This window comes from Paenibacillus nuruki (genome assembly GCF_001721045.1).
Lineage (GTDB): Bacteria > Bacillota > Bacilli > Paenibacillales > Paenibacillaceae > Saccharibacillus > Saccharibacillus nuruki.
On record NZ_MDER01000096.1, the window covers coordinates 35,853 to 50,853 of the forward strand.

A 15,001-nucleotide genomic window follows, 5' to 3' on the forward strand; every position below is an offset into this window, starting at 1 on the left:
TTTATTATAAAAAAAGAATAGCCATCTGACAATGACTATTCGGCGTTGCTCTTGTTCGGATGTAGTTCTAACTCATAACGCTGACAGGCAATTTCAAACACATCATCATACGTAAACAGTATAAAATGACGCAGTTCCTTTAGCTCTTGGTTCTGCTGCGCTCGTTCCAAAAGTGGAGACTGACGATATTCCAACCAGTTCGACTTAATGTCCGATTGCCCTGGCGGTAGCTGATCACTATACAAATCGAGTTCTACCATATTAAAGTAGAACACCCCTTCAAAGCGAAGCGTGTACATGACAAAATCGTCTGACTCGCTTTTACTTGCTAGCGCACCATTAAACTCACCTGCTAACGTCATTCTGCGACCCAGCCCATAGTAAAGCTTATCCACATAGATCGCATCACGTCCATACAGATAACCGAGTGGCGTGATCACCGCTTCAATTTCACTTTTTTGCTCTGACAATGCAATTCCTCTTTCATGATCGATTTTATATTTATACATGATTTTTGTGAATGTGGATGTTGTAATTAAAATAAATGATTAATTATATATTTCAAAGCATATACAGTCTACTGTTTATTGTACTACAGAGACCCTAGATCAACAGCTAACATGTAAGAGGTAGCTTTAACATTCCAGAATCACGAATAGATTATTCAAGTCATCTAGCAATTTTATAAACACTCTATTAAAATTACGATTTAAAACGTTTTACTACGTACTTCAAAGATAGCGAATTTCAAATAATGTCCTTCGTCCACGCCCAAAATTTGCGGGTGATCTTTACCTGCTGCACGCCATTCAATGAGACGTAATACTTTACCCGCATCTTTAGCTGCATCTTGAATCGTCTCCAAAAATAGATCAGGACGCATATGATACGAACAACTAGCAGTGACTAGATAACCGCCTTCATTCACAAGCTTCATTCCGTGTAAATTGATATCTTTATATCCACGAACAGCACCAGCTACAGCACTTTTCGTTTTGGCAAAAGCAGGCGGGTCCAAAATAACAACATCCCATGAACGTCCACCAGAAGCAGTCATCGGTTTGGACGTATCTTGTTTGCTATCTGTGCTACTACGTAATTGACGCTCATCTAATCCTTTAGCATTACGGCGCAAATAATCAAAAGCATCATCCACTACAAATTCAACACGATCTTCAAATCCATTTAAACGTACATTTTCTTTGGCACTTTCGATTGCGTGTGCTGAGATATCAAGGCAAGTTACTTTTTTGGCTCCATAATGACAAGCATGTAGCGTAAAGCTTCCTGTATGTGAAAAGCACTCTAACACATTAGCTCCATCCCAATAAGGGAAATCGACAATTTTGCCATTACGATTCATAGGCTTATGCGTCATATGCCCATCTACTTCAACTTCAGTCAGTTCAATTCCACTACGATCTCCCCAACCTAACATCAGTGGAGCAATCGAAGCACGATTTTCACGCTGATCGAAGAAATAACCTGTTTTTTGACCTTCTACAATATCCACTTCAATCAATAGACCATTTTCTGTAACCGTTACATGTCGAGGACATTCTCCATATAACACACCGGTGACTTCTTCTAGCCCTTCTAATTTGCGTACAGATACATCGCTACGCTCATAGATACCTAATGGCTGCATAACTTGTACCAATGCATCAATAATCGATTGACGACAAGCATCCATACCTAACGTCAATAACTGGACAACCAATACTTCTCCAAAGCGATCTACGATCAATCCAGGTAAAAAGTCTGCTTCACCGTAGACTAGACGATACGCATTTTCTGTAGGTAAAAAACGATGACGATGCTTGAGACAACGAGTGAATCGCTCTACAAAAAAAGCAGTATCCATTTCTTCTAAAGGTTGATATGATACTACCCGCACTGTGATCTGAGAAGCTGGATTATAATATCCAGTTGCCAAAAAGCGCTTCTGATGCGTCAACACACTCACTAATTGCCCGGGAATAGGATCTCCTTCAACCGAAGCAATCTCATTTTGAAAAACCCATGGGTGAGCTTGTTCTAATCTTTTTTTACGCTTGGGTTGCAATATAACACTTGCCAATAGTATTCCACTCCTTCTTCATATACCTGTTTATTGTTTAAGCTCTTTATACGTTGTTAGCGCTCATTTCGCCTGTTTCATACATGATACAAGCCAGTGCTGTCATCGCAGCGGTCTCTGTACGTAAGATACGTCTTCCTAGACCTGTAGCTACTGCACCACTTGCTTCGGCTGCTGCTACTTCTTGCTCGCTGAATCCACCCTCAGGTCCGACAACAATCATGACACGAGTCACTTGATGAGAAGCATGATCATGATCTGCTGTTAACGATTGTGCAAAAGGTTGAACCACATCACGAAGTTGATGCCCGTTCTCTTTCTCATAACAAAAACAGATCAAATCGTAATCTGCAAATTGCTTCAATAATTGTTTCCACGATACAGGTGATTCGACCAGTGGAACACGACTACGATGACTTTGTTCTGCTGCTTCTTTAGCTATTTTGCTCCAACGCTGAATCCGTTTCACTTCTTTACGTTCATCATATTGAACAACTGTACGTTCAGACAAAAAGGGTAGAAAAGAAGATGCTCCGATCTCTGTACATTTCTGAATCACACTTTCCATTTTGTCTGCTTTGGGCAAACTCTGAGCAATCGTCACAAATAGATTAGGCTCTCCATGCTGTTCTAATGTTTCTACGATCGACGCAGTAACTACGCCTTCGGCAAGTTCTGTAATTTCAACCAATACATCTAGAGATTGACCGTTACAAGCAATCACTTGATCGCCTACACGGGATCGCATCACTCGACTAATATGACGCGCATCTTCACCAGTAATACGCACTTCTTGTTCGTCAAACTGGTCTGCGGGTACAAAATATCGCTGCATACTTCATCCACTTTCTATGTGCATTTGATAACGTGCTAACTCAAGTTAATATCATACAACTTTTAAAGGGACAGGGCTAGGTGTAATGTATCGTTCACCTGCTTCTGTCCCTTATATTAACGAATGTATACTTGTGTAACTGTCTTGATCTATCCTCCGAAAATCACACCAGCGAATGTATAAAAGCTAGACGCTAAGTCTTGAGCAAATGTATACAACGGTGAAATAGTAACTGCACGTAGTGGCGGTAAAAAGACAACCAGTAAAAAGATCAACATTGCCCATTGTTCTACACGTTGTAACTTAGCACTAGCACGTCTTGGTAGCCAATCACTTAAAATACGGTAACCATCTAAAGGAGGCAAAGGAATTAAGTTAAATACAAATAAGAAACAGTTCATCAATGCCATATACTGTACAAACATAAAGATTGCTTCATCAATCCGAGTATTGGCAAAAGAACCTACAATACCAAAATAATTTAAAGCATAATAAATGATGACTGTGATTAAAGCTAGTAATAAATTACTGATTGGCCCTGCCGCAGAGACAATAATCCCCATCAGACGTGGATTTTTGAAATTTTCACGGGTGACAGGTACAGGCTTCGCCCAACCAAAACCAGCAATCAATAACAAAATAATACCTAACAGATCAATATGCACCGCAGGATTAAGACTAACCCGTCCTAACAAGCGAGCAGTTGGATCGCCGAACTTATTGGCAAAATAAGCATGCGAAAATTCATGTACTGTAAATCCGATCACTAATGCCAATACGTAAAAAGGTAGTACATCTAACCGTACAAATAATAAGTTGTTCAAAAAATCCATTACTTACCTCTTTCTCGCAACAAAGGCAATCCAATCTTCATCCCGATGTGCGCCTTCAATAATAAATCCGGCAGCTTCTAAAGCTTCACGAACGACATCTTCTTTATTTTTATAAATACCTGATGCGATATATACACCATCTGGTGTTAGTGCTTCATACACATCTTCAATAAATAACAAAATAATTTCAGCTAAAATATTAGCCACTACCACTTGCACAGGTAACGTTACATTCAGCTTGGTTGTTGCATCTGCTTTGAGCACAGATAACAGATCACTTTCAAATACAGTGATTTCTTGCTCTAATCCATTCAAATGGGTATTTTCTTTGGCGCTGGATACAGCTACTGGATCAAGATCAAGGGCAAGCACGCTTTTTGCTCCTAATTTGATCGCTCCAATTGCCAGAATACCTGATCCTGTACCGACATCAATAACTTCTTCTCCGCCTTTGATAACAGTCTCAAGTGTACGTAAGCAAAGTGATGTTGTAGGATGAGTCCCTGTACCAAAAGCCATACCTGGATCTAATTCAATAATCTTTTCGATATCACTTTCAGGAGTATAATCTTCCCATGTTGGCTTAATCGTTAGACGCTCAGACACACGAATAGGCTTGAAATACTGTTTCCATGCATTTGCCCAATCTTCTTCGTCTACTGTTTTGAAAGACATCTCTGCTGTACCGACTTCAATATCAAATTCATGAAGTTGTGCAATACGTACACGCACTTCTTCCATCAATGTATTCATATCCGTTTCTTCTGCAAAATAACCTTGCACCACTGCTAATCCTTCTGGAATATCGTTAAGCGGAAGTTCATACCATTGTCCATATGAAGTATCGCGTGGCTTATTGAGTGTGCCTGATTCTTCAATCGCTACACCACCAGCTCCAGCTTCATGCAGAAAGTTGGAAATCATTTCTACTGCTTGCTCTGTTGTATGTATAGTTAATTCATGCCATAACATTATTCATTTCCTCCTAATAGTGAAACATACGTACGATTTATTGTACTACATCTGGACTGAACAATTCAAAATTCTCTTTCATACCTTGTAAATGCCTGAATGAAAAGCCCGGCTCATAAAGAACCGGGCTTTCTATTTAGACATGTTAGCACTTAATCACCGCGGAAAGCACGTTTTACACGATCAAAGAAAGATTGCTCATTTTCATGAGTATGCTCACCATTAAGCGCTCCAAATTGACGAAGTAAATCTTTTTGCTCTTCGCTTAGATTGCTTGGTGTAACCACAACTACCTTGATATGTTGATCCCCTTGACCTACACCACGTAGACGAGGAACACCTTTTCCTTTAAGACGGAAATACGTTCCTGTTTGCGTACCCGCAGGGACTTTGATTTTCACTTTTTCATTCAATGTAGGAACTTCGATCTCATCACCCAAAGCAGCTTGAGCAAATGTAATCGGAATTTCACAGTAAATATCATCATCTTCACGTTCGAAGAAATCATGCGGTTTAACGCGGAATACGATATATAGATCACCTGGAGGACCTCCACGTGAACCACCTTCGCCTTCACCGTTAACTCGCATTTGTGCGCCATCATCTATACCCGCTGGAATGCGAACATTGATTTTGCGTTGTTTTTGTACACGACCTGTACCGCTACAAGTATTACATTTCTCTTCAATGATTGTACCTGTACCTCCACAGTTAGAACAACTGCGACGGTTGACCATACGACCGAATGGTGTATTTTGTACCACTTCTTCTTGACCACTACCATGACATACAGAACATGTTTTAGGCTGAGTCCCTTTTTTGGCACCTGTTCCATTACATGTATCACAATTTTCACTACGGTTAATTGTAATATCTGTTTCTTTACCGAATACAGCTTCTTTAAATTCAATGGTCATCGTATATTGTAGGTCATTACCACGTTGTGGAGCGTTCGGATCACGCTGTCTTCCACCGCCACCAAAGAACATATCGAAGATATCGCCGAATCCTCCGCCACCTGCTGAGAATCCGCCTCCGCCCATACCTTGGTTCGGATCGACATGACCAAATTGATCATATTGAGAACGTTTAGAAGAATCGCTTAATACATCATAAGCTTCTTTAACTTCTTTAAACTTCGTTTCTGCATCTGCTTCTTTGTTTACGTCTGGATGATATTTACGGGCTAGCCCACGATATGCTTTTTTAATTTCATCATCGGAAGCACTTTTGCCTATACCCAGTACTTCATAATAATCGCGCTTATCTGCCATCGTTCCACCTCGACTCCTTGTCATATAATCGTATCAATCTCACACAGTATTCAAGTGTATCCTTATAAACAAACGAAAGTCAAAGCACGGGATGCCCCGGCTTTGACCTTCCCACTTCATAAATGTTATTTATTCCGTGCTGTGGTATAGATATTTTGCTTTGCAAAAATCTTTCTCTTATTACACTTTGTTGCACTTATAATGCCAAGTGCTGATTACTCTTTGTCTTTTTTCTCGTCTTCGTCAACCACTTCGTACTCAGCGTCAACAACGTTATCTTTTTGAGTTGTTGTGCCTTCAGCACCTTCAGCTGCTTGACCTTCTTGTGCAGCTTGCTCATACAATTTAACAGCAAGAGCTTGAGCCACTTCGCTTAGCGCTTCTGTAGCAGATTTGATTGCTTCTACATCGTCGCCTTCCAAAGCAGTTTTCAATGTTTCTTTCGCTGCATTTGCTTTTTCAACTTCAGCCGCATCTGCTTTTTCGCCAAGATCTTTGATTGTTTTTTCAACAGAGTAGATCAATTGGTCACCACTGTTTTTAACTTCAACCAATTCTTTACGTTGACGGTCTTCGTCAGCATGAAGTTCAGCATCTTTCATCATGCGTTCAACTTCATCATCGCTCAAACCGCTAGAAGAAGTGATCGTGATTTTTTGGCTCTTACCTGTGCCTTTATCTGTAGCAGATACGTTAACAATACCATTCGCATCGATATCGAAAGTAACTTCGATTTGCGGTACGCCACGAGGAGCAACAGGAATATCACCCAACATGAAACGGCCCAATGTTTTGTTACCTGCTGCCATTTCGCGTTCACCTTGAAGGACATGGATTTCTACGCTTGTTTGGTTATCAGCATATGTGGAATATACTTGTGATTTACTTGTAGGGATCGTTGTATTACGCTCGATCATTTTAGTAAATACGCCACCTGCTGTCTCAATACCAAGAGACAATGGAGTTACATCCAACAAGACAACGTCTTTAACGTCACCAGTCAAGACACCTGCTTGTACAGCAGCACCCAATGCTACAACTTCATCCGGGTTAACGCCTTTATGAGGATCTTTACCTGTTAATTTTTTGATTGCTTCTTGTACAGCTGGAATACGTGTAGATCCACCAACCAATACAATTTTATCGATTTCGCTAGCGCTTAGACCAGAGTCTTTGATCGCTTGACGAGTAGGTCCAAGTGTACGCTCAACCAATGGAGCAGCTAATTCTTCGAATTTAGCACGAGTTAAGTTTACTTCTAAATGCTGAGGTACGCCATCTACAACAGTGATAAACGGAAGAGAAATGGTTGTTGTTAATACACCAGACAATTCTTTTTTCGCTTTTTCAGCTGCATCTTTTAGACGTTGTACTGCTGCTTTATCTTTGCTCAAGTCCAAGCCTTGATCTTTTTTGAATTCACTTACCAAATAGTCGATAACCACTTGGTCAAAGTCATCACCACCAAGGTGATTGTCACCACTGGTTGCTTTTACTTCAAAGAATCCGTCGCCTAGTTCAAGGATCGATACGTCAAACGTACCGCCACCAAGGTCATAAACAAGGATCGTTTGATCTTCTGATTTTTCCAAACCGTAAGCTAAAGCTGCTGCTGTAGGCTCGTTGACAATACGAAGTACTTCAAGACCAGCAATTTTACCAGCATCTTTAGTAGCTTGACGTTGACTATCGTTAAAGTAAGCAGGAACAGTGATAACGGCTTGAGTTACTGTTTGACCCAAGTATGCTTCTGCATCTGATTTTAATTTTTGCAAAATCATTGCTGAAATTTCTTGTGGGCTGTAGCTTTTCTCATCAATCGATTCTTTGTGATCTGTACCCATATGACGTTTGATAGAGCTGATGGTACGGTCAGGGTTAGTGATGGATTGACGTTTTGCTGTTTCACCAACAATACGCTCACCGTCTTTTTTGAAACCTACAACAGAAGGAGTTGTACGTGCACCCTCTGGATTTGGGATAACGACAGCTTCGCCGCCTTCCATTACTGCTACACATGAATTTGTTGTACCTAAGTCAATACCAATTACTTTACTCATCGTAAAACTTCCTCCTAGCATCTATTTAATATATTTTTAAAATGTTGGTAATTATCAATGTATAAAAAGGATATAGCCAATTAAAAGTTTGTATTAGCTACTTACTTTAACCATTGCCGGGCGAAGTACTTTATCTTTCAGTACATAACCTTTTTGTAATTCTTCAACAACGATACCTTCTTCATGCTCGTCAGACTCAACTTGCATTACCGCTTGGTGAAGTTCAGGGTTGAATGGTTGCCCTACAGCGTCCATTTGTGTCAAGCCTGCTCCTTTAAGCACTTCGTCTAATTGACGGAAGATCATATCAATACCTTTGTTAAATGATTCCAACTCAGGGCTTTCTGGCTTAGTTGCCATTGCGCGTCCAAAGTTATCAACAACCGGAATCAACTCGGTAATCAATTGCTCGGAAGCATATTTCGCCAAGTTTTCTTTTTCTTTCTGTGTACGACGACGGAAGTTATCAAAATCCGCTTGAGCACGTAGAACACGTTGTGTCTGCTCGTCTAGTTGCGCCTGTACACGTTCTAATTCAGCTTTGGATACCATTTCATCAGAACCCGTATCGGATGTTGTAGAACCTTCTGTTGCCTCAGGAGCAGGTACTTCGCTCTCTACCGCTTCAGTTTCTGTATGATTAACCGGGATTTCTTGCTCCGATTGATTATTTTCTTGAAAGGATTGCTCTTTATTCAAGATTGTTCACCTCCTTAAAATACTTAAATACAGATCATTATTTATATTGAAATAGTATCTACTAACGATACCAGTGATTCAAAATTTTAGTCATATCACGAGATAACACATTTAAAATACCGATTACTTTGGCATATTCCATTCGTGTAGGTCCCAGTATACCAATCGTTCCTAACGATTCGCCATTCACTTCATACGTAGCTGTAATCAGACTACAATTTTCAAACGCTTCATGTCGATTCTCTGTACCTATACGTACTTGAATACCATTTGGTGCCGAAGCTTCTGTAATTATTTTGGAAAGTGTCGGTGTTTCTTCTAACAAATCAAGAATACTTTTCACTTTATCCATATCTTTGAATTCCGGTTGGATCAGCATATTGGTTGCACCGCTCAAGAAAATCTTCTGTTCTTGATCTTGATCAAATGCAGCATTCAGTGTGCTCATTACTTCTTCATAATGATTCATATGGCGCTGCATCTCTTCACCAATTTCGGAAAAGATACGTGATTTTAGTTTATACAGAGGCACACCAATCAATTTGCTATTTAGTAAATTGACGACTTGTTCCAAATCGGAAACAGCTACACCTTCTGGAATACTGATTTTACGATTTTCAACTTGTCCGGTATTCGTAACTATAATCGCAAGTGCCGTCTGGTCATCCAGTGAGATTAACTGAAAATGACGTAATGATGTATTAAACACTTCAGGCCCTAATAGAATCGAAGTATAGTTTGTCATATGGGACAAAACCATCGCAGCATGTTGTATAACCTGCTCTGCTGCTGTTAATTTCTCTGTAAAAAATTGTTTGAGTTCTTTAACATCTGAAGCGCCTACCGGTTGAAAAGGAGTCAGATGATCCACATAATAACGATATCCTTTATGAGAAGGAATACGTCCAGCTGAAGTATGCGGCTGTTCTAGAAAACCTAACTCTTCTAGATCCGCCATTTCATTCCGAATCGTAGCGGGGCTGTATTGCACATCGCCACGCTTGGATATACTACGGGACCCGACAGGCTCTGCCGAACGAATATAATCATCCACTATCGCATTTAGAATCATCTTTTGACGCTCGGTTAACATGTAGTTCCCTCCTTCTAAACATATCCAGTTTGATATCAATCCAAGTTCATTCTGCTCTATCATCGTTAGCACTCAATCAACATGAGTGCTAACGACTAATACAAAAATACCAAACTGACTCGATTATTGTCAAGTTAGTTTGGCTGATTTTTAATATATATTTGATGAATATGCTTACTTTTTTTGATTATACGGCAATAACTTTCAACACAGCAATTTCATCGCAACAATGTTGTTTGGGACAATGCACACAATCCGTCCATACCTTTTCAGGGAAAATGCTGGTATCTACGACTTCAAATCCATTCTTTTTGAAAAAAGAAACTTCATACGTTAATGCCATCACTTTAGGTAGTTTTCTAGCTGCTGCATGTTCAAGCAGAGTATCGACTAACTTTGAACCTATTCCTTGACCTTTATGTCCATCTGAAATACCCAACGAACGAATCTCAACCAAATCTTTGCCTAATTGACAAAGCGATCCACAACCGACTAATTCATTATCGATTTCAGCGACAACAAAATGTCTCAATTGACGTTGCAATGCCTCACGAGAACGGGGAAGCATAATCCCTTGCTCGGCATAACCTGCAATCATCTGATACAGTGGCTCTACATCTTCAAGTACTGCTGCTCTACAAGTAACTACGGCAGGCATATAGCTTTCCTCCTCATGAGGTAATGCGGATCAATCGGTATCATTTAGCGATTTTCTTATCATCCGTATAACCGTTCATTTTTTAGTTTAGATTTTCATTCATTTATTTTTAAAATAGCTTTGATTTGAAATAGAAATGTTTATTTGAATTTGGTTTGTAAACTGTAGCTATTATGCTACAAATTTGAATCTTATAAGAGAATACGTATAAATATACATTAAGATGAATGATATTTCAATAGATTTTCAGAAGAAAAAGATATAAATATTATCGGACAAACACTCTATTTTTCTTTATAGCTGAATTCTTTATATTCTACCTATTTCGAGATAATATTCATATTTTCTATATTAAAGCGTAGATATACAAGTATTTTCTGTATATCATTGCTTCTGCTTTCGCTATACTTGTACAACGGACTTCAAATGAATGCAATAGGTTATATACCATTTAACCAAATGAGTACTAATTATTCATGTCACTGCATAATTTTTATGTTATTTTCGATTTTATGATCTACTTTTATGTAAAATACAAACAAAAAACCTGAAGAATTTCTCTTCAGGTTCTTAATTTAATGAATATTATTTTGCAGTTTCTGCTTCTTGTACTAGACTGCCTACAAATTCACCGAACACATCATTACCAAACAGCAGACCTTTTTCGCTTAATTTATACCCTTCTGCTGTAGGTTCTATCAATGCTAGACGTAACAATTTCTCAATTTGTGGGCGGAAAATATCATCTAGCTGTGCTCCGTTAAATTGACGAACAAAGCGTTCTTTGGAGACACCTTGTAATAACCGCAGACCCACCATCATAAAGTCTTCCATTGCTTCTTCACGATCCACTTCAAAATGTTCTAATCGTGGTAAGCCTTTCATAGCCGCTTCATTGTAAGGATTTACGCCTTTAATATTCATATGACGTTTACCTCCTACATAACCATGTGCTCCTGCTCCAAGACCGTAATAATCTTCATTATGCCAGTACGTGGTATTATGCCGACTACTATAACCCGGTTTGGCAAAGTTACTGATTTCATACTGCTCGTAACCGGCTTTTTTCATCCGCTCCATCAGAAGCAAATACATATTTAACTCATCATCTTCATCAGGCAAAGGAAGTTGGTTTTTTTGGAACATGGTATGGAACAATGTGTTTTCTTCCACTTTTAAGCTATAGATTGAATAATGAGGCAAATCCAATTCTAGCGCACGATCAATACTGTACGACAGCATCTCAAGTGTCTGATTCGGCAAACCAAACATCAAATCAATCGATAGATTATTTAGCCCCACTTTACGTGCATTTTCCAGACTGCGATACACATCATCAATATTATGAATACGTCCGATACCCGTTAACAGCTCATTTTGAAAAGCCTGTACGCCAAAACTTACTCGATTGACGCCGCCTGCTTTCATGATTGCCATTTTTTCCAAATCCGTTGTACCCGGATTGGCCTCCATCGTAAATTCTATATTTTCTGACCAATTTGGAAAATGCTTACGGATCGATTGTAAAAAGTATTCCATTTCATCGTTTTTGAGAACAGTTGGTGTTCCGCCGCCGACGAAAATCGTATCAATGACTCCGGGTGGAGTCTGTTGTACTGTATATTCCATCTCACGTTCTAACGCCCGTAAATAATCCATTACCGGCTGATCTTTAAGAACATAAGAATTAAAGTCGCAGTAAAAACACTTATTGGTGCAAAAAGGAATGTGCATATAGATCGCACGGGGCGCGTCGTTTTGTACATTACTATTCATGACTCTTTTCCTCCCCGTTTGTGGATAGTTGGTATTGCCAAGTGCTAGGACAAAAGGGAAAGCCTTGCGGCTCTCCCCGAATGATCCTAGTATTGCAGTTGTGGTAAAAAAACTAAACGAACGTAAGATATTTTGCTTTGCAAAAATCACTTTTGATTAAAATAGAGAAAGTCACGCTTATGTTGCCAAGCGCTTTAATCATCAATTTTCAGTACTGCCATAAATGCTTCTTGAGGCACTTCGACATTACCGACTTGTTTCATCCGTTTTTTACCTTCTTTTTGCTTGTCTAGCAATTTACGCTTACGTGAAATGTCACCGCCATAACATTTAGCCAATACGTTTTTACGCATCGCTTTAACGGTTTCGCGGGCAACAACTTTGGTTCCTACTGATGCTTGGATCGGAATCTCAAACATTTGGCGAGGAATCAATTCACGTAATTTTTCACAAATAATCCGTCCACGATGATAAGCACGCTCACGGTGAACGATAAAGGACAAGGCATCAACTTGCTCGCCGTTTAGCAAAATATCCATTTTTGCCAAGTTCGACTTACGATATCCAGACACTTCATAATCAAATGAAGCATATCCTTTAGTACTTGATTTCAATTGGTCAAAAAAGTCATATACGATCTCTGACAAAGGTACTTGGTACGTAATCGTTACACGTGTAGTATCCAAGTATTCCATGTTGATAAATTCGCCACGCTTATTCTGACACAATTCCATGACTGTACCTACATAATCATTCGGCACAATAATAGATGCTTTCACATAAGGCTCTTCTACATATTCGATTTTACCCACTTCTGGATAGTTCGAAGGATTATCAATCGTCATGACATCGCCATTGGTCAATGTTACTTTGTAAATAACACTTGGAGCCGTTGTAATCAATGGAATATTGAACTCACGCTCAATACGCTCTTGAATAACATCCATATGCAGAAGTCCTAAGAATCCACAACGGAATCCAAAACCTAGTGCACTTGAAGATTCAGGCTCAAAACTTAGCGATGCATCGTTCAATTGCAATTTCTCCAACGCTTCACGTAGATCGATATAATCGGATGATTCGATTGGATACAATCCGCAATATACCATCGGATTGATTTTACGGTAACCTGGTAAAGGTTCTAGTGTAGGATTTTTAGCATCGGTTACAGTATCACCGACACTGGTATCGCCAACCGTTTTGATCCCGGCAACGATAAATCCTACATCTCCAACATTCAATTCATCGACTATCGCCATACGTGGCATAAATGCCCCTACTTCGATAACTTCGAATTCTTTTCCTGTTGCCATCATTTTAATTTTGGAACCTGATTTGATTTTGCCATTAATGACACGAATATAGACAATAACGCCTTTATACGGATCATAATGAGAATCGAAAATCAATGCTTTAAGCGGCTCATTCGGATCACCTGTAGGTGCAGGAACTTTTTGTACAATCTGCTCTAAGATGTCTTTAATCCCGATTCCTGCTTTGGCAGAAGCCAGTACAGCATCGCTTGTGTCCAGTCCAATAACATCTTCTACTTCTTTCTTCACCCGTTCAGGATCAGCACTAGGAAGATCGATTTTGTTGATGACTGGCAAAATTTCTAAATTGTTATCTAACGCTAAATACACATTAGCTAACGTCTGAGCTTCGATACCTTGCGCCGCATCGACGACAAGCAAAGCGCCTTCACAGGCTGCCAGACTACGAGATACTTCATACGTGAAATCGACGTGTCCCGGTGTATCAATCAGATTTAGCAGATACTCCACACCATCATCTGCTTTGTACACAAGACGAACAGCTTGTAATTTGATCGTGATTCCACGTTCACGTTCCAAGTCCATTTGATCAAGTACTTGTGCTTGCATCTCACGCGAAGTGAGCGCGCCTGTATATTCCAAAATACGGTCAGCCAAAGTGGATTTACCGTGGTCTATATGCGCAATGATTGAGAAATTACGAATTTTTTGTTGTCTTACTGACATATCAGTCATGCCTTACCCCCAACACAAGCCTGAAATATACTGCTGATTATTGAAAAAAATCAACAATCCCATTAATCTATTTATTATAGCAGTTGAGCGATTTTACAGCAATCCCACATCTCAAATATCATTGACTATAGTCAATAATGGTATTGCATTTGATTAGGGTACATGATAGAATATTTAAAGTTGTGAAGAATACGTATATGCTCTACAGGAGGTGAATGTAATTGCCTAACATTAAATCCGCGGTGAAACGTGTAAAAACTAATGAAAAACGTCGTATGTTGAATGCTTCTCACAAGTCTGCTCTTCGTACAACAGTTAAAGCTGCTGATACTGCACTTGTGAATACTGATGTAGAAGCTGCAAAAGCTGCTGTAATGGCTGCTTCTAAGAAGCTTGATAAAGCTGCTACTAAAGGTCTTGTCCACAAAAATGCGGCTGCTCGCAAAAAATCTCGTTTGGCTAAAAAACTAAACGCGATTTCTAGCCAAGGCTAAATTTCGTGCAACAGATTGTTGAATGTATTCACAATCTGCATATAATAACCCCCTGCATCGGCCATTCCGAGCAGGGGGTTATTTTGTTAGTTTGCTAGGGTGAGCTTGGGATACTCATACTATCCATGCACATCTACTTTTTATATTTACCAAAATATGATTGTAACAAAAAAAGGCTGCACCACAGATAATATACATTCTGGGTAAGCCTTTTTTGT

13 protein-coding genes are annotated in these 15,001 nt (G+C 39.4%); 1 reads left to right on the forward strand and 12 read right to left on the reverse strand.

Going from position 1 to position 15,001, the window contains the following annotated elements; translation table 11 throughout:
• Positions 1-35: 35 nt before the first annotated feature.
• The 12 genes from PTI45_RS22550 to lepA all read right to left on the reverse strand — a co-directional run bounded on the left by PTI45_RS22550 (position 36) and on the right by lepA (position 14,289).
• Positions 36-440, reverse strand: coding sequence for a hypothetical protein (locus PTI45_RS22550; RefSeq protein WP_139129317.1), 405 nt, complete (start codon positions 438-440; stop codon positions 36-38).
• A gap of 269 nt (positions 441-709) precedes the next feature.
• Positions 710-2,080, reverse strand: a complete 1,371-nt coding sequence (locus tag PTI45_RS22555) for a class I SAM-dependent rRNA methyltransferase (protein WP_069329843.1) — start codon at positions 2,078-2,080, stop codon at positions 710-712.
• A 46-nt stretch (positions 2,081-2,126) separates the two neighbouring features.
• On the reverse strand, positions 2,127-2,915 hold the full coding sequence (locus PTI45_RS22560) for a 16S rRNA (uracil(1498)-N(3))-methyltransferase (protein WP_069329844.1): 789 nt from the start codon (positions 2,913-2,915) through the stop codon (positions 2,127-2,129).
• Positions 2,916-3,064: 149 nt separating this feature from the next.
• A complete protein-coding gene (locus tag PTI45_RS22565; protein ID WP_069329845.1) occupies positions 3,065-3,748 on the reverse strand; it encodes a site-2 protease family protein in 684 nt (227 codons plus the stop codon).
• 3 nt (positions 3,749-3,751) lie between these two features.
• Complete coding sequence (gene prmA / locus PTI45_RS22570) at positions 3,752-4,720, reverse strand: 50S ribosomal protein L11 methyltransferase (protein ID WP_069329846.1); 969 nt, start codon at positions 4,718-4,720, stop codon at positions 3,752-3,754.
• A 152-nt stretch (positions 4,721-4,872) separates the two neighbouring features.
• Positions 4,873-5,994: a molecular chaperone DnaJ gene (dnaJ, locus tag PTI45_RS22575; protein ID WP_069329847.1), complete on the reverse strand. Its 1,122-nt coding sequence runs from the start codon at positions 5,992-5,994 to the stop codon at positions 4,873-4,875.
• Between the two features lie 215 nt (positions 5,995-6,209).
• On the reverse strand, positions 6,210-8,054 hold the full coding sequence (dnaK, locus tag PTI45_RS22580; RefSeq protein ID WP_069329848.1) for a molecular chaperone DnaK: 1,845 nt from the start codon (positions 8,052-8,054) through the stop codon (positions 6,210-6,212).
• Between the two features lie 93 nt (positions 8,055-8,147).
• Positions 8,148-8,753, reverse strand: coding sequence for a nucleotide exchange factor GrpE (gene grpE / locus PTI45_RS22585; RefSeq protein ID WP_069329849.1), 606 nt, complete (start codon positions 8,751-8,753; stop codon positions 8,148-8,150).
• 61 nt (positions 8,754-8,814) lie between these two features.
• The gene (hrcA, locus tag PTI45_RS22590; RefSeq protein ID WP_069329850.1) at positions 8,815-9,846 is read right to left on the reverse strand and encodes a heat-inducible transcriptional repressor HrcA; all 1,032 of its coding nucleotides are present in this window, start codon (positions 9,844-9,846) and stop codon (positions 8,815-8,817) included.
• Positions 9,847-10,033: 187 nt separating this feature from the next.
• A complete protein-coding gene (locus tag PTI45_RS22595; protein ID WP_069329851.1) occupies positions 10,034-10,504 on the reverse strand; it encodes an N-acetyltransferase in 471 nt (156 codons plus the stop codon).
• A 585-nt stretch (positions 10,505-11,089) separates the two neighbouring features.
• Positions 11,090-12,280: a radical SAM family heme chaperone HemW gene (hemW, locus tag PTI45_RS22600; protein ID WP_069329852.1), complete on the reverse strand. Its 1,191-nt coding sequence runs from the start codon at positions 12,278-12,280 to the stop codon at positions 11,090-11,092.
• A gap of 194 nt (positions 12,281-12,474) precedes the next feature.
• On the reverse strand, positions 12,475-14,289 hold the full coding sequence (gene lepA / locus PTI45_RS22605) for a translation elongation factor 4 (protein ID WP_069329853.1): 1,815 nt from the start codon (positions 14,287-14,289) through the stop codon (positions 12,475-12,477).
• Between the two features lie 221 nt (positions 14,290-14,510).
• Between lepA and rpsT the strand changes: the two genes are divergently transcribed.
• Positions 14,511-14,783, forward strand: a complete 273-nt coding sequence (gene rpsT / locus PTI45_RS22610; RefSeq protein ID WP_069329854.1) for a 30S ribosomal protein S20 — start codon at positions 14,511-14,513, stop codon at positions 14,781-14,783.
• The last annotated feature ends 218 nt before the right edge of the window (positions 14,784-15,001 follow it).

Coding starts and splice junctions, on each gene's coding strand:
- PTI45_RS22560 (WP_069329844.1), bottom strand. CDS start 2,915: ATGCAGCGATATTTTGTACCCGCAGACCAGTTTGACGAACAAGAAGTG.
- PTI45_RS22565 (WP_069329845.1), bottom strand. CDS start 3,748: ATGGATTTTTTGAACAACTTATTATTTGTACGGTTAGATGTACTACCT.
- prmA (WP_069329846.1), bottom strand. CDS start 4,720: ATGTTATGGCATGAATTAACTATACATACAACAGAGCAAGCAGTAGAA.
- dnaJ (WP_069329847.1), bottom strand. CDS start 5,994: ATGGCAGATAAGCGCGATTATTATGAAGTACTGGGTATAGGCAAAAGT.
- dnaK (WP_069329848.1), bottom strand. CDS start 8,054: ATGAGTAAAGTAATTGGTATTGACTTAGGTACAACAAATTCATGTGTA.
- hrcA (WP_069329850.1), bottom strand. CDS start 9,846: ATGTTAACCGAGCGTCAAAAGATGATTCTAAATGCGATAGTGGATGAT.
- PTI45_RS22595 (WP_069329851.1), bottom strand. CDS start 10,504: ATGCCTGCCGTAGTTACTTGTAGAGCAGCAGTACTTGAAGATGTAGAG.
- hemW (WP_069329852.1), bottom strand. CDS start 12,280: ATGAATAGTAATGTACAAAACGACGCGCCCCGTGCGATCTATATGCAC.
- lepA (WP_069329853.1), bottom strand. CDS start 14,289: ATGACTGATATGTCAGTAAGACAACAAAAAATTCGTAATTTCTCAATC.